Genomic DNA, 21,659 nt, shown 5'->3' with positions numbered 1-21,659 from the left:
GAAGCCCTCCACAGCCCGAAGCCCTCCACAGACGGAACCCCCGATGCCCGATAGCCGCATCAGCGAACTGCCGCCCGCGACGACCCTCCAGGACACGGACTACGCGCCGATGGTCCAGGGCGTCGGCGTCGGCGCCGAGACCCGCCGCGCCACCTACGCCCAGCTCCGCGGCTCCATCCAGGCGGAGCGCGCGCTGCACGTCCGCGACTTCGGCGCCAGCGGCAACGGCACGACCGACGACGCGGTCGCGATCCAGGCCGCGATCAACGCGGCCAGCGCGGCCGGCGGCGGCATCGTCCTGCTCGGCCCGCGGCGCTATCTCGTGGACGGGACGGACCTCGTCATCCCGCAGGGCGTGACGCTCGCGGGCGGCGCCGATCCCTGCGGCTTCCGGGTGAACAACGACTACACCGCCGTCCCCCACTGCATCATCCTGAATCCCGCGCGCACCATCCGCCTGCGGCGCAACGCGACGCTGGAGCGCCTGGCCGTCATCCGCAAGGGCTTCGTCGCCCCGTCCTCCGTCCGCACCGCGCTCGACGCGATCGCGGCCTTCTCCGGCACGGCCGTGACGATCGGCGACGGGAGCACCGGCGCCAGCGCGACCAACGCCACCGACGCGACCGTGCGCAAGCTCCTCATCGTCGGCTTCACCTGGGGCATCCGGTCGGACGGCGCGAGCCGCACGCGGATCCTCGACATCCTCGGCGACTGCACGAACGGCCTCTACCTCGGCAAGTCCTACGACATCGCGCACAACGAACGCATCAACTGGCACCCCATCGGCACGGGCGGCCGCACCTTCTCCTCCACGACCTACACGGTCACGGCCTGCGCGAACAACGGCGCCGGCCTCGTCCGTCTCACCTTCTCCGGCGCGCACGAATTGCAGGCCGGCGACCTGCTGATCGTTCGGAGCGTCGGCGGCGTCCCCGGCGCCAACGGCCGCTTCGCCGTCGCCGCCGTGCCGTCCGCGACCCAGGTGGACCTCGCAGGCACCACCTTCTCCGGCACCTATACGTCCGGCGGCACCGCCGACCCGGGCGTCACCTACCGCCGCGGCAAAGCCTTCCACGTCTACGACGTGGACATGCCGAACTTCGTCAACTGCTTCGAGTTCGGCCACGAGACGGGCTGGCACCTCGACGACCTCTGCCATGCCGTGCAGCTGACGAACTGCGGCGTGGACGGGTCGGGCCGCGACCCCAACTCGGTCGGGGTGCGCATCAGCGGCCTGTCCAACCGGAACAAGTGGTACGGCGGCTTCTGGTCGGACAAGGGCACGGCGCTGGTCGTGGAGAGCACGGCGGTGGACCACAACACCATCGCCGGCGTGATGCTGCCCACCGGCAACGGACGCTCGGTCCAGGTGGATGACGGGGCGCTGATCCTCGTCGGCTGCGACGTCTACGGCCAGGTCTATCTCGGCGACAACGCGGACTCCGTCCAGCTCGTCGGCTGCGACGCGAAGAGCGCGACCTTCGCCGGCCAGTCCGCCGCCGCCCTCGGCCGGCTTCTCGTGGTCGGCTCGCGCCTGTCCGCCGGCGCCGCCGTGGCCCGCCTCGCCGGCGGACAGGCGGAGCTCGCCTCCGTCTCCTCCGGCGGCACCTTCGAGACCCGCCTGTCCGCGCGGGGCGACGGCGCGGTCGCGATCCATCGGCGCAGCGGCACGCAGGGCGCGCAGATCCGGCTGAACGATGCGGCCGATGCGGTCTCGGCGACCTTCGGCCTTGCGAACGACGACGTGGTGATCGAGACGCGCGTCGCCGGTACGGTCGCCGAGCGCTTCCGCCTCGCCGCCTCGGGCGCGGTGACGCTCAGCGGCCCGCTGACCCTGCCGGCGGATCCGACCGCCGCCTCGCAGGCCGCAACCAAGGCCTACGTGGACGCCAATGCAGGCGGCACGAACCGCGTGCTGCGGTCCGGCGACACGATGACCGGGCCGCTCCCCCTGCCCGGTGACCCGACCGTCGCGCTGCACGCGGCGACGAAGGGCTACGTGGACGGCGGCACGGCCAGCCGCGTGGCCCGGTCCGGCGACAGCATGACCGGCGCGCTCACGCTCCCGGCCGACCCGACCGCCGCCCTGCACGCGACGACCAAGGGTTACGTCGATACGGCGGCCGGGACCCGCGTCGCGCGGTCCGGGGACGCCATGACCGGCGCGCTGACCCTGCCCGGCGACCCGACCGCCGCCCTGCACGCCGCGACGAAGGGCTACGTGGACGCGCAGTTCACGGGGCGCGCCATCCCCACCGCCACCGCTGCCGGGGCCACGGCGCTGACGGCCGCGGCGCACAACGCGCGGATGGTCATCGCCAATGCGGGCACGACGCTCTCGGCCGACTGGGCGGCCACGGGGCACGGCTTCTCCTGCATGGTCGTCAACCGCACGGGTGCGGACATGACGGTGGCGCTGACCGGCTTCTCCGGGCCGATCGCGAACGCGGATGGGAACACCCGGATCAAGGCCGGCGGTATCGCCAGCCTCTTCGCCTATTCGCCGGACGGCGGCACGACGAAGGTCATGCACCTCGCCGGATCGGGGGCACCCTGATGCTCGGCGCCATCCCCGCCGCGCTCGGCGCGCTCGATCCCGGCCCGCGCGTGCTGGTCGTGCCCGGCGCGCTCGGGTCCGGCCTCGCCTTCTCCCGCGCCTCGACCGCGCTCGGCCTCGGCGCCGACGGTGCCTCCTGGGCCAGCGCCGCGGCCAACCTGCCCCGGTTCCACGGCACCGCGCGCCGTCTGCTGATCGAAGGCAGCCGCACCAACGGCATCCGGAACCCGCTGTCCGAGGGCACCGTCGCCGGCACGCCCGGCACCACGCCGACGAACTGGGTCGTCAGCTCCTCGGCCAACGGCATCGCGCGCCAGGTGGTGGGGACGGGGGTCGAGTCCGGCGTCGCCTACGTGGACATCCGCTACAGCGGCACCGCGACGGCGTCGGGGACGATCTCCATCGCGCCGGAGGGCAACACGGCGGTCGCGGCGGCCGTCGGCCAGACCTGGACGGCCTCGTTCTTCACGCGGGTCGCCGGCGGCAGCCTCTCCGGCCTCACCACGACACTCATGATCCGTGAACGGGACACCGCCGCGGCTTCCCTCGGGACCGGCTCGGTGGCGGTCTCGCCCGGTTCGTCGCTGGCGACGAGCCGGCAGACGCTCACGCGGCAGTTGAACCAGGCGGCCTGCGCCTTCGTTCAGTCCTCGCTGAACCTGGCCTATGCCAGCGGCGCCGTGCTCGACGTGACGCTGCGGATTGGGCAGCCCGGGCTGGAGCTGGGTGCCTTCGCCTCCAGCCCGATCGCACCGCCGGCCGGCGCGCCGGCGGCGGCGACGCGTGCGGCCGACGCGGCGAGCCTGAGCCTCTCCGGCGCGGTCGCAGCGCAGGGGACGCTCGTCCTGCGCGCCCTGCTGCCGCAGCTCGCCGCCTCATCACTCGATCAGGGGTTGCTGCAGCTCGACGACGGGACGGACACGAACCGGCTGGTCCTGCGCAACACGGCGGGCGGGGGTCGGTCGCGGCGCTCGTGATCTCGGGCGGTTCGACGGCGGCGACGCTGACCGGCGGCACGGTCGCGGCGGGGACCGCCTTCCGTGCCGCGCTGGCCTGGGGGCCGGGTGGCACGGCGCTCTGCGTCACCGGCGGCGCCGTCCAGATGAGCGCCGCCGTACCCCCGGCGGGCGCCACGCGGCTGCTCATCGGTCACGCGTCCGCCGCGCTGAACCGCGCCCTGCACGGGGAGGTCGAGCGGCTCGAACTCTACCCCGCCCGCCTGCCCGATTCCTCGCTCCTCGCCCTCGCCAATTCCTGACGGAGAACGGACATGCCCGCTTCCCTCACCGACCACGCCCGCAACCTCCTGGCCCGCGCGCTCTGCGGCCGCGCGCCGACCCTGCCGGGCTCGGTCTTCGCCGCCCTCGGCACCGGCGGCACGGTCGCCGCCGGGCTGAGCGGCGAGCCCGCCGGCAACGGCTACACGCGCCAGCGCGTTACCTTCACCGGCACCGGCACGCAGCGGAACGTCGAGGCGCTGCGATTCGTCTTCGCCGCGGGGGCGGGGACGCTGACGCACGTGGCCCTCTACGACGCGCCCTCGGGCGGCAACCCGCTGATCGTCTCGACGCTCGCGGCACCCGTCGCGGTGACGGGGCCAGGGACGGTCACCTTGCCCGCGGATGCCATGACGGTGACACCGGCCTGACCTGGCGGGCGCTGCGGTCCCCGCGCCGCGCCGCGCGCCGGGGACGCAGCCGCCCGACCCCCGGTCAATGCCAGTCCCGGCTGCCCGGGAAGACCCGGGGCACCCCTTCGCGCGGGTCGTAGCGGGACCCGCGCACCACCTCGTCCGCCCGCGCCAGCGGCACTGGGACGGGCGTGCCGACCGCGTGCAGCCCGTCCAGCAGGTCGGAGCGGTCCTCCAGCCGCTGCCCCAGAAGGTGCACGATCGGCACCGCGCCCTCGTCGTATCGTTCCACGCGTCCCTCCACGAACAGTAGGCGCGCGGCGACGACGGGGGCGCGGTAGGCCTGCGTGGTGTGCTTGTGAAGGACGAGGTTCACGACGCCGAACTCGTCCTCCAGCGTGAAGAAGACGACGCCCTTCGCGGTACCCGGCCGCTGCCGCACCAACACGAGCCCCGCGACGCGCAGGCGCTGGCCCTGGCGACCCGCCGTGACGGCGCGGCTGTCGGCGCAGCGCAGCGCGTCGAGACGGGGCCGCAGCAGCGCCAGCGGGTGGGCGCGGAGGCTGAGGTTCGTGGCGCCGTAGTCCAGGACCGTGCTCTCGCCGCGATCTCCTCGGGCAGGCGCGGCTCCGCTTCCACCCCGTCCAGCAGCGGCAATGACCTGGCCCGCTCGGACTGCCGAGGGTCACGGCGCCGGGACGGGGCGGACAGGCTCGCGCCGGGCGCGGACAGGCTCGCGCCGGGCGTACCACCCTCGACGGCCGCCGCTTCCCACAGGGCGCGGCGGCGATCGAGGCCGAGGCCGCGGAAGGCATCGGCCCCTGCCAGCAGGTCCACGACGCGCCGCGACAGCCCCGCGCGCGCCAGTTCGGCCGGTCCGCCACGGATCATGGCGACGCGCTCCCCTTCCTCCTTCGACAGCCCGGACACCTGCCGCAGCCCCAATCGCAGCGCGAGGCCGCCCTTGCTCCCCGGATCCGGTTCCAGCGTGCAATCCCAATGGCTGGCCGTCACGTCGACAGGACGCACGACAACATCATGCTCCCGCGCGTCTCGCACGATCTGCGCCGGCGCGTAGAAGCCCATCGGCTGGGAGTTCAGCAGCGCCGCCGCGAAGATCGCGGGGTGGTGGCACTTGATCCAGGACGAGACGTAGACGAGGTGCGCGAAGGACGCGGCGTGGCTCTCCGGAAAGCCGTAGCCGCCGAAGCCCTTGATCTGGGACCAGCAGCGCTCGGCGAAGTCGGGCTGATAGCCGCGGGCGATCATGCCCGCGATGAACTCCTCCTGGAAACTGTTCAGTCGGCCGTCATGCTTGAAGCTGGCCATGGAGCGCCGCAGCTCGTCCGCGCGCTTCGGCGAAAAGCCAGCGGCAACGATCGCCATTTCCATCGCCTGTTCCTGGAAGAGCGGGACGCCGAGGGTATTCTCCAGAACGCTCTTCAGTTCCGGCTTGGCGTATTCCGGCTTCTCCAGCCCCATGCGGCGCCGCAGGTACGGGTTGACCATGTCGCCCTGGATCGGGCCGGGGCGGACGATCGCGACCTCGATGACCAGGTCGTAGAACCGCTTCGGGCGCATGCGCGGCAGCATGTTCATCTGCGCCCGGCTCTCGACCTGGAAGACGCCGAGAGAATCCGCGCGCGACAGCATCTCGTAGGTTTCCGCATCGTCGTCCGGAAAGGAGTAGAGTTCTGGTTGGACGTCCAGGTGCTTCTCCATCAGCCCGAAAGCGCGCTTCAGGCAGGTCAGCATCCCTAAGCCCAGCACGTCCACCTTCAGCATGCCGAGGATCGCGATGTCCTCCTTGTCCCATTCGACGGTGTGGCGGCCCTCCATCGCGGCCTTGGTCACGATCGCCAGCTCCGTCAGCGGCCCGCGGGTGATGACGAAGCCGCCGACATGCGTCGCGAGGTGGCGCGGGAAACCCTCCAGCTCCGCCGCGAGGTCGAGCGCCATCGCCAGCCGCGGGTCGCCTTCCGGATCCAGCCCCGCATCGCGCGCCATCGCCGCACGCTCGTCCATGTCGTAGTGCCAGGACCCCTTGGCGAGGCGGCCCGTGACATCGGCCGAGAGGCCCAGCGCTTTCCCGACCTCCCGGATCGCGCTGCGAGCGCGATAGCAGATCTGCGTCGCCGTCAGCGCCGCGCGGTCGCGGCCATAGCGTTCGTAGATGTGCTGGATCACCTCCTCCCGCCGCTCGTGCTCGAAGTCGATGTCGATGTCCGGCGGCTCGCCCCGCGCATCGGACAGAAAGCGGGCGAAGAGGAGGCGATGCTTCTCCGGATTCACCGCGGTGATGCCGAGGACGAAGCAGACAGCGGAATTCGCGGCGGAACCGCGTCCTTGGCAAAGAATGCCCTGATCCTTTGCGAAGCGGACGATCTCGTGGACCGTCAGGAAGTACGGGGCGTATTCGCGGCGGGCGATGAGTTCCATCTCCTCCGCGATCTGGCGTGTCACCTTCTCCGGCGTGCCACCCGGCCAGCGCTCGCGCACCGCCTCCTCCACCCGTCGCTCCAGCGTCTGCTGCGCGGTCAGGCCGGGTTCCAGGATCTCCTCGGGGTATTCGTATTTCAGTTGCCGCAGGGAGAAGCTGCACGCCCGCACAACCCGCAACGTCGCGTCCACCGCGTCCTCGTGTCCCTCGAACAGGCGGCGCATTTCCGCGGCGGGCTTCAGGTGCGCCTCGGCATTCGGGTGGGCGTGGAAGCCGAGCGTGTCCACCGTCCGTCCCAGGCGGATCGCCGCGACGACGTCCGCCAGCCGCCGACGCGACGCGACGTGGTACCGCGCCGCCCCCGCCGCGAGGAGCGACGCGCGCGCCTGCCCGGCCATCGCCGCCAGCCGGTCCAGTCGCTTGCGGTCGTCGCCGCGCAGGCGGTTGTCGGCGGCGCAGAACAGCGGCATGGCCAGCGCGCGGCGCATCGCGTCGGCATCGCGACGCAGGCGTTGCGCGAAGGCTTCGTCCGGCGCCTCCGGCGGGATCAGGGCCATCACCTGGCCTTCCGCGGCGGCGATCAGGGCGTCGCGGGGAATGTCGCACTCGTCCTTCTCGCCCGTCATGCGGGCGGCGGAGAGCATGCGGGACAGCCGGCCATAGGCCGCGACATCCGTCGGCCAGACGAGGTATTCAAAGCCGTCGGACAGCGCGACGCGGCAGCCCGGGACGAAGCGGATGCGCCAGTCCTCGCCGGTCTTCGTGTCGAAGTGCTCGCTCGCGGCCATGGCGCGGACGAGGCCGGCGAAGGTGTTGCGGTCGGCGATGCCGACGGCCGCGTGGCCCAGCACCTTCGCCGCCGCGACCAGTTCCCAGGGATGCGACGCACCTTCCAGGAAAGTGTAGTTCGACATCGCGCCGAGTTCGGCGAAGGCGCCGGCTTCAGCACGCGGCGTCGATTCCCGGCGGATCGCGGGCAGCGGGACGACGGGACCACTCACGCGAAGAGGCCGTGCAGGTACCAGTCGGGCGATCCCGGCCCGCCGGCGCGGCAGACCCACCAGCGGCGCCCGTCCTCCAGCTCCACGCGGTAGTAGTCGCGCAAGGGGCGGTCCGGGCGGTCGCGCCACCATTCGGGTTCGAGGCGCTCCGGCCCCTCGGCGGCGCGCACGGGGATCCAGCGGCCGCGGTGCTGCAAGCGCGAGGGCGCCGCATCGGGCAGGAGCGAGACGGCCTGCAGGCGTTCGGGCCGGCGCAGCAGGCGCAACGGGCGGGGGCGCGCGACCCAGCCCTCAACCCATTCCCTTGGCGGCGCGACGTCGTCCAGCGGTCCGACGCGTTCCACCCCGCGCTCCGGCCAATGCGTGGCGCGCGGACGCAGGCGGTGGACGGGCAGGCGCTGCATCAGCCGGTCCACCAGTGCCGCGAGAGCGCCGCGCGCGTCCTCCGCATCCGCCAGCAGACGGGCCTGGGCGGCGGCGAGCGGCTCGACCTCGTCCGCCAGCAGCGCCATGCGGTCGAAGCCGAAGCCGGGGGCCAGTTGCTCCAGCCGGCTCTCCAGAAGGCGCGACAGGTGGCGCGGGTCGCGGGACGCCAGGCCGGTGCCGATCGCGATCTCCTGCACGCCGCCATCGGCGCGGTGGGCGCGCAGCGTCAGACGCCGCAGCCCCCGCCCGCCCTCCGCCAGGCGCGCGCAGAGATCGGCCAGCAGCCGCGCGACGGCGTGGTCGATCGCCGTGCGGGTGATGATCGGCTCCAGGAACTCCCGCGCGACCCGCCATTCCGGCGCGGGGCGGATGGAGCGGAAGGGCGTCTCGATCGCGCCGGTCAGGGCGTCCAGCGCGAAGGCGATGGGCTGGCCGAAGCGCCGCACCAGCGGCGCGCGGGGCTGGCGCAGCACGTCGCCGACCTGATGCAGGCCGAGCCGGCGCAGGCCGGCAAGGACCGCCGGGTCCACGGGCAGCGCGGCGACCGGCAGGGCGGCGACCGCGGACACTTCCTCCTGCACCGAGAGCACGCCGGCGGTGCCGTGGCGCGCCAGGGCCGCCGCGGCGCGTGCGGTGCCCGCGACGACGCCCACCGCCGCGTGGCCGAGTCGCGCGAGGCCCGCGACCGCTCGGCGCAGCAACGCGTCCTCCCCACCGAAGAGGTGCGCGCCGCCGGTGATCTCCAGCAGCAGCGAATCCGGCGGCTCCATCGCGACGAGGGGCGAGAGGCGCAGCGCGGAGAGGGCGAGCGACTCGAGCCGGTTCGCCGTGCGCGCGGGGTCGTCGGGGATGCAGGCCACGCCCGGTGCCAGCGCGTTCGCGTCGCCGAGCGGCATGCCCGGACGCAGGCCGAGTCGCAGCGCCGCCGCATCGGCCGCGACGACGAGCCGCCGGTTTCCGTCCGTCATCCAGGTCAGGACGGGACCGGCGTGGCGCAGCGTCTCCGTCGCGAGGAAAGGCAGGTGCAGCGCGAGGAAGCGGCGGCCAGCCTCGTGAAGCGAGGGCGCCGGGCCAGGCGGCGCCTCACGGATCGCGGGCACGGCAGGGGGAGTGCCGGCCCGCGAATCCTCAGGCGCCCGCAATCGGGGCGGTTGCGCAGCGCGACGCCTCACCGCGCCCGCCCCTTCGGGATGAAGGAGGCGGGCGCGGCTGCCGGCGTCCTTCGTCGGGGGGCCCGAAGGATCGGCATGTTCCCTAAATGTTCCAGATCGACCGGAGTTTGCAAGCCCGTTCGTGGCCAGGGTGGCCAATCTTGAACTGCGCGTGTGCGGCCGTGCGGCATCCTTCTTGCTGCGCCTCGTGCACCGCTCGCTCAGAGGACCGACCGATGTCCCTCACCGCATCCCGCCGCCAGATCCTGATGGGTACCGGCGTTGCCGCCGCCGGGCTCGCCATGCCCGCCCTCGTCCGCGGCCAATCCATGCCGCGGCTGCGCTTCTGCATCGACTGGGCGCGGCAGGGCCCCAACGCCTACGTCACCCTCGCGCGGGAGAAGGGCTTCTTCCGCGAGGCCGGCGTGGACGCCACCGTGGACCGCGGCTTCGGATCGGGCCGCGTGCCCGTGGACGTCGCGGCCGGCACCTACGACATGGGCCAGGCTGACATGAACCCCGTCATCAAGTTCATGGCGGAGAACCCGAATTCCGGCCTGGTGATGATCGGCATCTGGGGTGACCGTTCCCTGCTCTGCGCTACCGTGCGCGCCGACGGGCCGGTCCGCACGCCAAAGGAATTGGAAGGCCGGACGCTCGCCGCGCCGGAGAGCGACGCGGGGCGGCAGCTCTTCCCCGCCTTCGCGAAGGCGGCGGGGATCGATGCCGCGAAGATCAACTGGCTTACCGTCTCACCCGAGCTGCGGGAGCCGATGCTGGTGCAGCGGCGCGCGGACGGCATCACCGGCGCCGTCACCTCGACGAGCATGTCCCTCAAGGCGCTGGGCATGGACATGTCGCAACAGCGGATCATGATGTACCGCGACCACGGCCTCGACCTGCTGGGCACCTGCTACCTTACGACGCGCACCTTCATCGAGCGCAACCCGGAGGTCGTGCGCAGCTCCCTCCGCGCGCTGTTCCGCGGCCTGGTCTACGCCAACGCGAACCGGGAGGAGAGCATCGCGATCCTCAAGCGCGTGGAACCGCTCACGGACGTCGCGATCGAGACGGAGCGGCAGGTGATCAGCATGGAGGAGCAGGTGATCTCCGACCACGTGCGCGCGAACGGCCTGGGCAACCCGGACCGTGCGCGGTTCCAGCGTGCGCTCGCGACGGTGGAGGAAGCCTACGGGCTGACGCCGCGCCTGACGGTGGATGCCGTGTACACCGACGCGTTCCTGCCGCCCGCGGCGGAGCGACGGCTCTCGCCGGGGGCGTGAGTCGGGCGCAGAGGAAGGCGCGTCCTTCCTCCGGCCTCAGCCCGCATTGGCCTCAGCCCGCACCGGCCTCAGGCAAACGGTTCGGCGCCGGGGGCGCGACGACCGCCGCGTTCGCGGCACCGCACGATCCAGCCCCGCGCCGGGCGCGTCAACGCGGGCGCGCCGACTGCACCGAGCAGCCCCCGGGGTCCCGCGCGCGGCTGGACGGCACCCAGACCGTCGTCGCGCTGCGGGCGGCGATCGTCAGGTCACCGCGGCCGATGCTGCCGCTCTGCGGGCAGACCGGACGGTAAGCCATCTCCGTCGCGCAGGAATTCGCGAAGCTGTAGCCATAGGCCGAGAGCGCCGCGTCGTAGCGGCTGCCGGAAAAGGTGACGCCACAGGCACCAGCCGGCAGCGCGGCGACGGTGCGGGGCGCGGCGGGCGGCTCCTCCGGCCGTGGCGTGGGCAGGGCGGCGAGCCGCGCGGCGGCGTTGCGTCCCGCCTCGCCGGACGGATCGAGCCGGCGCAGGTCGGCGTAGGTCCGCCGCGCCTGCTCCGTGCGGCCGAGCTCGCGCTGCAGGTCGCCCAGGGTCAGCATGGCCGCGGGATCAGGCAGCAGCCGCAGGCCGCCTTCCAGCAGGCGCGCGGCCTCGGCGGGCTGCCGCGCCTCCCGCGCGCCGGAGGCGGCGGCGACGAGCGCACGGGCCATGTCGGCCTTGTCGGGCGGCGGGTTGGCGTGCAGCCGTGCCCGCGTCTCCTCGTCCAGGTCGTCGTCGGGCGGGAGGCCCGCCGCCGCGCGGAAGACGCGGATGGCGACCTGCGTGCGCGGGCCGATCGCGCCGTCGGCCGGCCCGGGATCGAGGCCGAGGAAGGCGAGACGCTGCTGTGCGCGACGGACCTCGTTCCGGTCCGGCGGGCCAGAGGCGACTGGGGCGGAGGCGGCCGGGGCGGGCTCGGCCGCGGGATCGCGGGACGTGGCCGCCGACGGGGCGGGCGGCGCGGAAGCGGCTGCGGATGGGGAGACGACCGTGCCCGGTGCCACCTCGGCCAGCCGCGCGCGGGCGATCGGCGCGAAGACGCCCCCGGGCCAGCGGTCGAGATAGGCGCGCAGTTCCGCGGGGCGGCTGCTGGCCTGGATGGACTGCCAGAACAGGGTTTCGATGTTGACGCCCTCGGCGCCGGGGGGCGGTGCTGCCGGGGCCGCCCCGGTCGGGGGCGGCGGCGCCAGGAACAGCTCACCCGTTGCCTGGTCGTAGATGGCGGGATTCTGCTGGTGGCGGACGCTCGCGGCATCGGCCCGCACCCTCTCCCGCACCTGCTTCACCGCCGTGTCCAGCGACACGCCGCGGGTATCCAGCGCGGGCAGCAGGTGGCGCGTGAAGACGGAGTTCGGGGACGCGTCGGCATCCGACAGCCGGTCCAGCGCCGCCTCCCCGATGCCCGCGGAATAGACGACGTAGGTACCGCGCGGTGCGTCGACGCGGCCGAGGCCGCGGGTGCGCCCGACGGACCGCCCGGCCTGGCGCGGCAGCGGGTTGTCGCGGCAGGCGTCGATGACGAGGACCGAGTAGCGCACGCCGGAATCGGACATGATCTGCGCGACGTCCGACAGCAGCAGGCCTTCCCGCAGCACGACGGTTTCCGACAGCGTCGCCGGCAGGTCGGCGGGCAGCAGGACGTTCGTGCCGCGGATTTCGACGCCATGGCCGGCGAAGAAGAAGAAGCCGACCTCGGCGCCGCGGAGCTTCTCCTCGAACTCCGACATGCCGTCATTGATGGCGCGCCGGTCGGCATCGGTGCGCAGCACGACGTCGAAGCCGCTGGCCTTCAGCCGGTCGGCGATGGCGGTGGCGTCGTTCTTCGCGCGGGTCAGGCGGTCCACGGACTGGTAGCTGTCGATGCCGATGACGAAGGCGACGCGGCGGCCCTGCGCCTCGGCAGGGGCGGCATGCAGGGCGACCGCGGCCAGGAGAAGCAGGGCGGCGAGGATCGGGCGAAGGTTGCGCGGCATCTCGGGGTCCCGGCCCCTGGTTTCCGACGCAGGAGGCGTCGAGAATCGCTACTTACCATCGGCCGTCGCGGCCGTCGCATCAACGGGCCGGCATGTCTTGTCAGTCGCGCCCGCCGGCGGGAGTCTCGGGCCTCCACCGGGACGAGGTGACGGGATGCGCAGCGTGATGGCGGGGCTGATGGGGTTGGTGCTGGCCATGCCGGCGGCGGCGCAGCCGGCGCGGAGCGGCGAGACGGCCGGGCGCTACGCGGTGACCTCGGTCGCCGGCAGCAATGGCGGCCCGGCGACGGTGATCATGGTGGACACCGCGACGGGGCAGACCTGGATGCTGGTGCAGACGCCGGGGCCGCCGATCCAATGGGCGCCGGTGCGGTTCCTGACGCCCGGGAACCCCGCGACGCTGACGCCGCTGCCGCCCGCGCCGAACGCGGTGGGGACGAGGCCGGTCACGGGAGAGACGGCGCGGTGAGGGCTGGTGCTGCCAGAGAGGATTGAACTCTCGACCTCTCCCTTACCAAGGGAGTGCTCTACCACTGAGCTACGGCAGCGAGCCCGGCGTCGGCCGCTTGCAGCCGGACGGCGCGGGACCTAGCCCTTCGGCCGGGGCCGCGCAACCCCTTGGACGGGTCGCCACGGTGGTCAGGCGGCGATCGACATCGCGTCCCCCCGCAGGCGAACCGGGCCGTCCCGGCCCTCCGGCGGGAACTCGATCCCCGCCTCCACGAGCGCCTCCCGCAGGGCCAGGATCGTGGCGCGCTGCGGCCGGTGACGGCCGGCCTCGAGGTTGCGGACGGTCGCCGCGGCATGCAGGGCGCGGGCGCCGAGTTGACCCGCCGACCAGCCGAGGAGGTGCCGCGCGGCGCGGCATTGCTCGCCCGTCACGGCTCAGGGCGCCTTCGAGACGTTGATCAGCAGCGGCGAGAAGATGGCGGCCGCGAAGAGGATGCCCCCGAGGACAGTGAACATGGCGATTTCTCCCGTCATGCGTTGGCCGGGGCGGCGTCGGCCGGCCCGTCGTGACGGCTTCCTTGTGACGGTCCCGTGTCGCAGGATCATTTCGCGCCCAGCCCGCCGGTGTCGCGTTCGTCGCGTCGGGGGCCTTGCCAGACCGTTTGACCAGCCGGCCGCTTGACCGGCCGCGCGAGACCGGGTCTGCCGCGCGGATGACGGACGAGAGACCCCGGCCCCCCTCCCCCGCCCTGCTGCCCCCGCCGTGGGCCGGGAGGAACGCCTGGCGGCGGCGCTGCGGGAGAACCTGCGTCGCCGGAAGGCCCAGGCGCGGGCGCGAGAGGAAGGGGCACCGCCGGCGAGCGACGAATCGGCGAAGGACGAGCCGCGCTGACGTTGCCGCGGGCAACCTCGGCCGCTATCCCGCCCGCCTACCTACGGAAACGCCCGCCATGCCGATCATGCCCGACCGCTGGATCCGCCGCATGGCCGAGGAGCGGGGGATGATCGAGCCCTTCGTCGAGGCGCAGCGGCGCCAGGGCGTGATCTCCTTCGGTCTCTCCTCCTACGGCTACGACGCGCGGGTCGCCGACGAGTTCAAGGTCTTCACCAACGTGGACAACGCGCTGGTGGACCCGAAGAACTTCTCCGACGCGGGTTTCGTGTCGCGCAAGGGCGAGACCTGTATCGTCCCGCCCAATTCCTTCGTGCTGGCGCACACGGTTGAGTACTTCCGCATCCCGCGTGACGTACTGGTGATCTGCCTCGGAAAGTCCACCTACGCGCGCTGCGGGCTGATCGTGAACGTGACGCCGCTGGAGCCGGAATGGGAAGGCCAGGTCACGATCGAGATCAGCAACACCACCCCCCTCCCCGCCCGCATCTACGCGAATGAGGGGATCTGCCAGTTCCTGTTCCTGAAGGGCGAGGGCGAGCCGGAAGTGTCCTACGCCGACCGCGCCGGGAAATACATGCGCCAGCGCGGCGTCTCGCTGCCGCGGCTGTAGGGGGGGTTACGATGGACCGCATCCGCATCCGCGGGGGGCGGCGCCTCTCCGGCACCATTCCCGTCTCCGGCGCCAAGAACGCGGTGCTCGCGCTCATGCCGGCAGCGCTGCTCGGCGGGCCGCTGACGCTGGAGAACGTGCCGGACCTGGCGGACGTCGCGACCATGTCGGCGCTGCTCGCGCAGCACGGGCTGGCGGTGGAGCATGACCGCGCGGCGCGTCGGCTTGCGATCGGCGGGGCTGCCACGAACCTGGAAGCGCCCTACGACATCGTGCGGAAGATGCGGGCCTCGGTGCTCGTCCTCGGGCCGCTGCTGGCGCGGTACGGGCGGGCGCGGGTCTCCATGCCAGGCGGCTGCGCCATCGGCACGCGTCCCGTGGACCTGCACCTCAAGGCGCTGGAGGCGCTCGGCGCCACCGTCGAACTCGAGGCCGGCTACATCGAGGCGCGCGCGCCGGACGGCGGCCTGCGCGGCGCGAAGATCATCTTCCCCGTCGTCTCCGTCGGCGCGACCGAGAACACGCTCATGGCGGCCGTGCTGGCGGAGGGCGAGACGGAGATCGTCAACGCGGCACGGGAGCCGGAGATCGAGGATCTTTGCCTGTGCCTCATGCGCATGGGTGCGGTGATCGAGGGCGTCGGTACCGACCGGCTGCGCGTGACCGGCGTGCGTGAACTCGGCGCCGCGACCCACCGCGTCGTCGCGGACCGGATCGAGGCGGGGACCTTCGCCTGCGCCGCCGCGATCACGGGCGGGGAGGTGCTGCTGGAAGGCGCGCGCCTCGACCACCTCGGCGCCGTCGCGCGCGTCCTGCGGGAAGCGGGCGTCGGCATCCAGGAGGACCCGCGCGGCCTCCGCGTCACCCGCCTGAACGGACTGCACGGCGTGGACGTGCAGACCGACCCCTTCCCCGGATTTGCGACGGACATGCAGGCCCAGTTCATGGCGCTGATGAGCGTGGCCGAGGGCGCCTCCATGATCACGGAGACGATCTTCGAGAACCGCTTCATGCACGTCCCCGAACTGCTGCGCATGGGGGCGCGGATCAACTACCACGGGGCGTCCGCGATCGTGCGCGGCGTGCCGCAGCTGTCCGGGGCGCCGGTGATGGCGACGGACCTGCGCGCCTCCGTCTCCCTCATCCTCGCGGGGCTGGCCGCGCAGGGGGAGACGATCGTGAACCGGGTCTATCACCTCGACCGCGGCTACGAGCGGGTCGAGGAGAAGCTGGCCGCCGTGGGCGCGGAGATCGAAAGGCTGCGCGGGTGAAGGACGACGCACTCCACGCCGCGCTGGACTACGTCCCGCGCTGGCTCGACTTCCAGCGGACGATGCTGGACCTGCCCGGCATCGCCGTCGCCGTCGCGCGGGACGGGGTGGTGGTGCTGGACGCCGCGCTCGGCGTCGCGGACTGGCGGAGCGGGGAGGCCTTGACTCCCGGCACCGGCAGCGCGTCGCATCGCATTCCAAGACCTTCACCTCCGTCGGGATCATGCGCCTTCGCGAACGGCGGCGGCTCGGCCTGGACGACGAGGCGGGACGCCACGTCCCGGGACTGCACCCGGAGGTCGCGGCGACGACGATCCGGCAATTGCTGTCGCACGGCGCGGGGATCATCCGGAACGGGCGCGACGGCGGGCACTTCGCGGACCGCAAGCCTTATCCGGACGCCGCGGAGATTGCGCGGGACCTGGCGGAGCCGCCGGTCATCGCGGCGGAGACGCGGCTGAAGTACTCGAACCACGGCTATGCCCTGCTGGGCCGGGTGATCGAGGCCGTGACCGGCGAGCCCTACCACGACTGGATCATGCGGGAGGTCGTGCGGGCCGCCGGCCTGACGGAGACGACGCCGGACGCCCCGATCCCGGGGGGCGTGCCCTTCGCGCGGGGCCACACGCTGCCGCTTGGCGGGGGAAGGCGCCTGCCCATTCCCGGCGACAACCGGACCGATGCCTATGCCGCCGCGGCGGGCTTCGTCAGCACCGCGTCCGACCTCGCGCGCTTCTTCGCGCGCCTGTCGCCGGAAGCCCCTGAGAGCATCCTCTCCCCCGCCAGCCGCCGCGCGCTGGTGCACCGGCAGTGGCGCGATCCATACAGCCCCTTCGACCGGCACTACGGACTCGGCACGATCTGCGGCGCCACGGGCGGGTGGGAGTGGTTCGGACATTCCGGGTCCTTCCAGGGCTACTCCTCCCGCACCGTCGTCGTGCCGGAGCAGGGGCTGACGGTCTCGGTGCTGGTCAACGCGATCACGGCGCCAGCCGACCCGATCGGCGACGGCGTGCTGCACCTGCTCCGCCTCTTCGCCGAGCGCGGCGCGCCGGGGGAGGCGGTTCAGGGCTGGACGGGACGCTACGCCAACCTCTTCGGAACGGTGGACCTGCTGCCCTGCGGCGATCGCGTGCTGGTCGCGCTGCCCGCCTTCTGGAACCCGATCGGCCACGTGGCGGAAGTGGCCGTCGAAGGCCCGGACGCCGGGCGCATCGTGAAGTCCGGCGGCTTCGGCAGCCAGGGTGAGGAGGTCCGGCTGGTCCGCGACGCGGAGGGCGCGATCGCGGAGCTCTGGCTGGCCGGCACGCGGTCCGTGCCGGAAGCCGTGCATGCCGCGGAGCTGGAGGAACGGTACGGCGCGGGATGACCGGTCATCCGTGCCGAGCCGCCGTCGCCGCGGCTGCGGGGATGCGACGTGGCTACCCCGTAAGCGCCCCGGCCCGCAGGACGCGCGACGCCTGGCCGGCGAAGCTTGCGCTCGGCGCGGACGGTCGCGGAACCGTCGCTTCCGCCCCGCCGCCGACCGGGCTAGAGACCGGCCGATCATGACCGTGCAGTTCCCTGCCCCCGTGCTCCGTCAGGCCGCCGCGGACCTGAGGGGGGCGCCGCTGGTGTTCGCGCTCCCGAAGGGGCGCATCCTGAAGGAAATCGGGCCGCTGCTGGCCGCCGCCGGCGTCGCGCCCGGGGGCGACTTCGCGGACGAGGATCGCGCCACCTGCGCTTCGCCACGAACCATGCGGGGCTGGACGTGGTGCGCGTGCGCCCCTTCGACGTCGCAACCTTCGTTGCCCATGGCGGCGCACAGATGGGCATCTGCGGCGCCGACGTGCTGATGGAGCATGACGACGCGGAGATCTATGCCCCGCTCGACCTCGGCGTGGGCCGCTGCCGCGTTTCGGTCTGTGGGCCGCCGCCGGACCCCTCGGACGAGCCGGCGCGGTGGTCCCGCGTCACGGTCGCCACGAAGTACCCGCACATCGCGCAACGCCACTTCGCCGCGCGGGGCGTGCAGGCCGAGGTCGTGCACCTGAACGGCGCGATGGAACTGGCGCCGTCGCTCGGCCTCGCGAGCCTGATCGTGGACCTCGTGCAGACCGGGGCGACGCTGAAGGCGAACGGGCTGGTGGAGCACGAGGTCATCGCGAACGTGACCTCGCGCCTCATCGTCAATCGCACCGCGTTGAAGACGGAGCCCGAGCGGATCGGCGCCTGGCTCGCGCGCTTCCGGACCGCGCTGTCGGCGTGACTGATCCGGTCGCGCGGGACTACGATGCCCTCGCGTCCCAATATGCGCGGCAGCTCGGCGGGGAACTCGCGCACAAGCCCTTCGATCGGGACTGGCTGTCGGCCTTCGCGCGGCGGATGGCCGGGCGCGGGCCCGTTGCCGACCTGGGCTGCGGGCCGGGCCACGTCACGGCCTTCCTCGCGGCGCAGGGGGTGGAGGTGGTCGGGATCGACCTCTCGCCCGGGATGATTGGGCAGGCGCGCGGCGCGCATCCGGGACTGGCCTTCGAGGTCGCGGAGATGCGCGACCTCGGCGCGGACCCCGGTCGCTTCGCGGGCGCGGTCGCGGCCTATGCGCTGATCCACTTCGACGACGATGCAATGCGTATGGCCCTGGCCGCGATCCGGACGGCGCTGCGGCCGGACGGAGAGTTGATCGCCGCGGTCCATCTCGGGGAAGGCGTGCTGCGGCCTGGCGCCATGTGGGGCGTGTCGGTCGGGCTGGGTTTCCGGATGTTCGGGCCGGGCGAACTCGACGCGTCGCTCGCCGCCGCGGGGTTCGAGGTGCTGGAGAGCGTCGCGCGCGACCCCTACCCGGACGTCGAATACCCCAGCCGGCGGGCCTACCTCCGCGCGCGGGTCACGCCGGGTCCGTGCTGAAGCGTAGGATCGTCGTGGAGCGGAAGGTCTCGCCCGGGCGCAGCACGGTGTTCGGGAAGGCCGGCTGGTTCGGGCTGTCAGGGAAGTGCTGCGTCTCCAGCGCGAGGCCGTCGCCCTGGCGGTAGGCGCGGCCGGAGGGACCGACGAGCGAGCCATCCAGCCGGTTGCCGCTGTAGAATTGCAGGCCAGGCTGGTCGGTCAGCACCGTCATCACGCGACCCGTCCCAGGGTCGCGCAGGCGCGCCGCAGGGCGCGGCTCCGGGGCAACGCCGCCGCGGAGGGCCCAGCAATGGTCGTAGCCGAGGCCGGCGAGCAGTTGCGGCTGGTCGTCCCGGATGCGGGCGCCGATCTGGGCGGCGGCGCGGAAGTCGAAGGGCGTGCCCGCGACCGGTGCGATCTCGCCGGTCGGGATCATGGTCGGGTCGGTCGGCAGGTAGGCATCGGCCTCGATCGTGATCTCATGGCCGAGGACGCTGCCGGACCCCTCCCCGCCGAGGTTCCAATAGGTGTGGTTCGTGAGGTTCAGGACCGTCGGCGCGTCCGTCTTCGCCGCGTAGGCGACCCGCAGCGATTCCTCGCCGTCCAGCGCGTAGGTGACGTGGACCCGGAGCGTGCCGGGATAGCCTTCGTCGCCATCGCCGCTGACGAGCGAAAGGTCCAGGCGCCGGGGCGTCGCGGCTTCGACGGTCCAGATGCGCTTGTCGAAGCCCGTGCGGCCGCCGTGCAGGGCGTTCGGGCCGTCGGTCGTCGCGAGTTGGTAGTCCCGCCCGTCCAACGTGAAGCGCCCGCGGGCGATCCGGTTGGCGTATCGGCCGACGAGCGCGCCGAAGTAGGGGGAGCGCGTCCGGTACTCGCCGGGGGAGCGCAGGCCGAGGACGACGTTGGCCCATTCGCCCCGGGCGTCGGGCGTCTCCAGCCGCTCGATGATCCCGCCCAGCGTCAGGACCGCGACGCGCAGCCGCGACGCCTCGAGGAGGTGGCGGTGGACGGGCGTTCCGTCCTCCAGCCTGCCGTGGGGTTCCTGGTCCAAGCGCGCCTCCTGCGCTGCGACAACGCTCGAAGGGCGCCGAAGGTCAGGAATGCGGGCGGCAGGGCTCCCGCGTCGCGGCCATGACGGTGCGGGGCGAGACGTGGAGGAGGAGGCGCCGCTCCGACGCCTCGCGCATCCACCCAAGGGGGCGGTGATGCAGCCCTCCCCGATGCCGAGCGCCGGGCTGAGTTCGATGAGGAAGCGCGCGGAACCGCTGCCGGGCGCGGGCACGGGCAGGACGTGCATCACGCCGATCCGCGTCTCCTCGTCGTCGAAGACCTCGCGCCCGCCGAGGTCGGCGGCGGCGACGTGGCGCTCCTGAAGGGCGAGGGAGAGCGGCTCGGGCGGGTGCGTCCCCGCAGCCTGCGGCGCCGCCGCGGCGAGGGCGGGGCCCGCGGCCAGGAGGGAGAGGAGGGTCACGGCGGTGCGGATCATGGGGGCGAGGGCGCTGGACCTGGCGGCGCCGCGTGGCCGGGCGCCGATTCGGTCGGGCGTGTAGCGCGCCACCGCGGCCGCCGGTAGGAGCATGACGCGGGGCGGGCCCGCGTCATGCTCCTACCGGCCGGGCTTCCCGGGGCGTCGGCCGCCTGCCCCTCGCCGGCCGGCGCGGGTCGCGCCATAAGCAGCGGCCATGCAGAGACTGGACACACGGAACCCCGGCTTCGCGGCCGCCTTCGAGGCGCTGCTCGACATGGCGCGGGACACGACGGCGCGGGTGGACGGGGCGGTCGCCGGGATCATCGCCCGCGTCAGGGGCGAGGGCGACGCGGCGCTGCTGGACCTGACCGCGCGCTACGACCGCTGGACGCCGCGCGACGCGGCCGCGCTGCGCGTAACGGAGGCGGAGGTCGCGGCGGCCGTGGCCTCCGTCCCCGTGGGGCTGATGGAGGCACTGGACCTGGCCGCGGCACGGATCGAGGCCTTCCATCGCGCGCAGATGCCGGCGGACATCACGGTGCCCGACCCCGCGGGGCTGACGATGGGCGTGCGCTGGGGGGCGGTGGACGCGGCGGGGCTCTACGTCCCCGGCGGCAAGGCGGCCTATCCGTCCTCGGTCCTGATGAACGCGATCCCCGCGCGGGTGGCGGGGGTGGGGCGGGTGGTGATCGCCGTGCCGACGCCGGACGGGGAACTGAACCCGCTGGTGCTCGCGGCGGCCTCGCGCGCGGGGGTCGCGGAGATCTGGCGGATCGGCGGGGCGCAGGCCGTTGCGGCGCTGGCCTGGGGGACCGAGAGCATCCGGCCCGTGGACAAGATCACCGGCCCCGGCAACGCCTACGTCGCGGAGGCCAAGCGCCAGGTCTTCGGCCGCGTCGGCATCGACAGCATCGCAGGGCCTTCCGAGGTCGTGGTGCTGGCCGACGGCGCGCAGGACCCGGCGCGGGTCGCGATGGACCTGCTGGCCCAGGCCGAGCACGACGAAGCCGCGCAGGCCATCCTGGTGACGGATAGCCCGGCGCTGGCCGATTCCGTCGCGGCGGCGGTCGAGGCGGCGCTGCGCGTGCTGCCGCGCGCCGGCATCGCGGGCGAGTCCTGGCGGCGGCACGGGGCGGTGGTGGTGGTCCGCGATTGGAACGAAGGCGCTGCCCTGACGGACCGGCTGGCGCCGGAGCACCTTCAGGTGATGGTCGCGGATCCCGCGGCACTGTTCGCGCGGGTGCGGCACGCCGGGGCGGCCTTCCTTGGCGCCTGGTGCCCGGAGGCGCTGGGGGACTACGTCGCGGGGCCGAACCACGTGCTACCGACGGGTCGGACGTCCCGCTTCGCCTCGGGGCTCAGCGTCTTCGACTTCCTCAAGCGCACGACCTGGATCGCGGCGGAGGAGCAGGGCTTGCGCGCCATCGGCCCGGCCGCCGTGGCGCTGGCGCGGGCGGAGGGGCTGGAAGCCCATGCCCGCAGCATCGCGGATCGGATCGGGGCGTAGGGCGCGTCCCCGCAGCGAAGGCCGGACCGCTGAGCGCGGCGGTCCACGCCTGATGCGGCGATCGTTCCACGCGTGGCGTCCCGCGCAGGCACGCCGCGCGCAGGTCCTGGAC

The 21,659-nt window shown here is 73.4% G+C and carries 18 protein-coding genes, 1 tRNA gene and 1 pseudogene; 13 read left to right on the top strand and 7 right to left on the bottom strand.

Annotated elements, in window-relative coordinates:
• Positions 1 to 43: 43 nt before the first annotated feature.
• Genes ACE7GA_RS16510 through ACE7GA_RS16495 form a run of 4 tightly spaced genes read left to right on the top strand, consistent with a single transcriptional unit; the run spans position 44 to position 4,205 of the window.
• Positions 44 to 2,557: a glycosyl hydrolase family 28-related protein gene (locus ACE7GA_RS16510; protein ID WP_376088649.1), complete on the top strand. Its 2,514-nt coding sequence runs from the start codon at positions 44 to 46 to the stop codon at positions 2,555 to 2,557.
• On the top strand, positions 2,557 to 3,534 hold the full coding sequence (locus ACE7GA_RS16505; protein ID WP_376088646.1) for a hypothetical protein: 978 nt from the start codon (positions 2,557 to 2,559) through the stop codon (positions 3,532 to 3,534). Before ACE7GA_RS16510 ends, ACE7GA_RS16505 begins: the two co-directional genes overlap by 1 nt.
• Entirely contained in the window at positions 3,531 to 3,815 is a 285-nt protein-coding gene (locus tag ACE7GA_RS16500) for a hypothetical protein (protein ID WP_376088643.1), read from the top strand. The genes ACE7GA_RS16505 and ACE7GA_RS16500 overlap by 4 nt, the downstream gene beginning before the upstream one ends.
• A gap of 12 nt (positions 3,816 to 3,827) precedes the next feature.
• Positions 3,828 to 4,205 carry a hypothetical protein gene (locus ACE7GA_RS16495; protein ID WP_376088640.1) on the top strand — a complete coding sequence of 126 codons (378 nt, stop codon included), beginning with the start codon at positions 3,828 to 3,830 and terminating at the stop codon, positions 4,203 to 4,205.
• A 64-nt stretch (positions 4,206 to 4,269) separates the two neighbouring features.
• Here ACE7GA_RS16495 and ACE7GA_RS16490 read toward each other — a convergent pair whose 3' ends face one another.
• Genes ACE7GA_RS16490 through ACE7GA_RS16480 form a run of 3 tightly spaced genes read right to left on the bottom strand, consistent with a single transcriptional unit; the run spans position 4,270 to position 9,154 of the window.
• A complete protein-coding gene (locus ACE7GA_RS16490) occupies positions 4,270 to 4,629 on the bottom strand; it encodes an OB-fold nucleic acid binding domain-containing protein (protein WP_376088637.1) in 360 nt (119 codons plus the stop codon).
• The gene (locus ACE7GA_RS16485) at positions 4,560 to 7,628 is read right to left on the bottom strand and encodes an error-prone DNA polymerase (RefSeq protein WP_376088635.1); all 3,069 of its coding nucleotides are present in this window, start codon (positions 7,626 to 7,628) and stop codon (positions 4,560 to 4,562) included. The genes ACE7GA_RS16490 and ACE7GA_RS16485 overlap by 70 nt, the downstream gene beginning before the upstream one ends.
• Positions 7,625 to 9,154 (bottom strand): DNA polymerase Y family protein, encoded by a 1,530-nt coding sequence (locus ACE7GA_RS16480; protein WP_376088633.1) that lies wholly within the window; start codon positions 9,152 to 9,154, stop codon positions 7,625 to 7,627. The genes ACE7GA_RS16485 and ACE7GA_RS16480 overlap by 4 nt, the downstream gene beginning before the upstream one ends.
• 287 nt (positions 9,155 to 9,441) lie before the next feature.
• Between ACE7GA_RS16480 and ACE7GA_RS16475 the strand changes: the two genes are divergently transcribed.
• Positions 9,442 to 10,488: an ABC transporter substrate-binding protein gene (locus tag ACE7GA_RS16475; RefSeq protein WP_376088630.1), complete on the top strand. Its 1,047-nt coding sequence runs from the start codon at positions 9,442 to 9,444 to the stop codon at positions 10,486 to 10,488.
• A gap of 148 nt (positions 10,489 to 10,636) precedes the next feature.
• On the opposite strand, the gene ACE7GA_RS16470 is transcribed toward ACE7GA_RS16475, so the two are convergent.
• Positions 10,637 to 12,481: a caspase family protein gene (locus ACE7GA_RS16470; RefSeq protein WP_376088627.1), complete on the bottom strand. Its 1,845-nt coding sequence runs from the start codon at positions 12,479 to 12,481 to the stop codon at positions 10,637 to 10,639.
• 154 nt (positions 12,482 to 12,635) lie between these two features.
• Here ACE7GA_RS16470 and ACE7GA_RS16465 point away from each other — a divergent pair, with 154 nt between their 5' ends.
• Positions 12,636 to 12,950 carry a hypothetical protein gene (locus ACE7GA_RS16465; RefSeq protein WP_376088624.1) on the top strand — a complete coding sequence of 105 codons (315 nt, stop codon included), beginning with the start codon at positions 12,636 to 12,638 and terminating at the stop codon, positions 12,948 to 12,950.
• A 4-nt stretch (positions 12,951 to 12,954) separates the two neighbouring features.
• Here ACE7GA_RS16465 and ACE7GA_RS16460 read toward each other — a convergent pair.
• Both ACE7GA_RS16460 and ACE7GA_RS16455 read right to left on the bottom strand, forming a co-directional pair.
• Positions 12,955 to 13,029 (bottom strand) — tRNA-Thr (locus tag ACE7GA_RS16460).
• A gap of 91 nt (positions 13,030 to 13,120) precedes the next feature.
• On the bottom strand, positions 13,121 to 13,363 hold the full coding sequence (locus tag ACE7GA_RS16455) for a multiprotein-bridging factor 1 family protein (RefSeq protein ID WP_376088620.1): 243 nt from the start codon (positions 13,361 to 13,363) through the stop codon (positions 13,121 to 13,123).
• Between the two features lie 331 nt (positions 13,364 to 13,694).
• Between ACE7GA_RS16455 and ACE7GA_RS16450 the strand changes: the two genes are divergently transcribed.
• The 6 genes and pseudogenes from ACE7GA_RS16450 (at position 13,695) to ACE7GA_RS16425 (ending at position 18,593) form a co-directional block, all read left to right on the top strand.
• Entirely contained in the window at positions 13,695 to 13,823 is a 129-nt protein-coding gene (locus ACE7GA_RS16450; protein WP_376088617.1) for a hypothetical protein, read from the top strand.
• A gap of 58 nt (positions 13,824 to 13,881) precedes the next feature.
• Positions 13,882 to 14,436 carry a dCTP deaminase gene (dcd, locus tag ACE7GA_RS16445; protein WP_376088614.1) on the top strand — a complete coding sequence of 185 codons (555 nt, stop codon included), beginning with the start codon at positions 13,882 to 13,884 and terminating at the stop codon, positions 14,434 to 14,436.
• An 11-nt stretch (positions 14,437 to 14,447) separates the two neighbouring features.
• Complete coding sequence (murA, locus tag ACE7GA_RS16440; RefSeq protein ID WP_376088611.1) at positions 14,448 to 15,707, top strand: UDP-N-acetylglucosamine 1-carboxyvinyltransferase; 1,260 nt, start codon at positions 14,448 to 14,450, stop codon at positions 15,705 to 15,707.
• Positions 15,628 to 17,076 (top strand): serine hydrolase domain-containing protein, encoded by a 1,449-nt coding sequence (locus tag ACE7GA_RS16435; protein ID WP_376100308.1) that lies wholly within the window; start codon positions 15,628 to 15,630, stop codon positions 17,074 to 17,076. Before murA ends, ACE7GA_RS16435 begins: the two co-directional genes overlap by 80 nt.
• A 178-nt stretch (positions 17,077 to 17,254) precedes the next feature.
• A pseudogene (hisG, locus tag ACE7GA_RS16430) lies at positions 17,255 to 17,955 on the top strand (ATP phosphoribosyltransferase).
• On the top strand, positions 17,952 to 18,593 hold the full coding sequence (locus tag ACE7GA_RS16425; protein ID WP_376088608.1) for a class I SAM-dependent DNA methyltransferase: 642 nt from the start codon (positions 17,952 to 17,954) through the stop codon (positions 18,591 to 18,593). Before hisG ends, ACE7GA_RS16425 begins: the two are co-directional and overlap by 4 nt.
• Here ACE7GA_RS16425 and ACE7GA_RS16420 read toward each other — a convergent pair.
• Positions 18,574 to 20,058, bottom strand: a complete 1,485-nt coding sequence (locus tag ACE7GA_RS16420) for an aldose epimerase family protein (RefSeq protein WP_376088605.1) — start codon at positions 20,056 to 20,058, stop codon at positions 18,574 to 18,576. The two genes, ACE7GA_RS16425 and ACE7GA_RS16420, sit on opposite strands and share 20 nt — an antisense overlap.
• Before the next feature lie 196 nt (positions 20,059 to 20,254).
• On the opposite strand from ACE7GA_RS16420, the gene hisD reads away from it, so the two are divergent.
• On the top strand, positions 20,255 to 21,547 hold the full coding sequence (hisD, locus tag ACE7GA_RS16415) for a histidinol dehydrogenase (protein ID WP_376088602.1): 1,293 nt from the start codon (positions 20,255 to 20,257) through the stop codon (positions 21,545 to 21,547).
• Positions 21,548 to 21,659: the final 112 nt, after the last annotated feature.

Source organism: Roseomonas sp. CCTCC AB2023176 (assembly GCF_042259275.1).
GTDB lineage: Bacteria > Pseudomonadota > Alphaproteobacteria > Acetobacterales > Acetobacteraceae > Roseomonas.
This window is presented reverse-complemented; position numbering and strand designations above follow the sequence as displayed.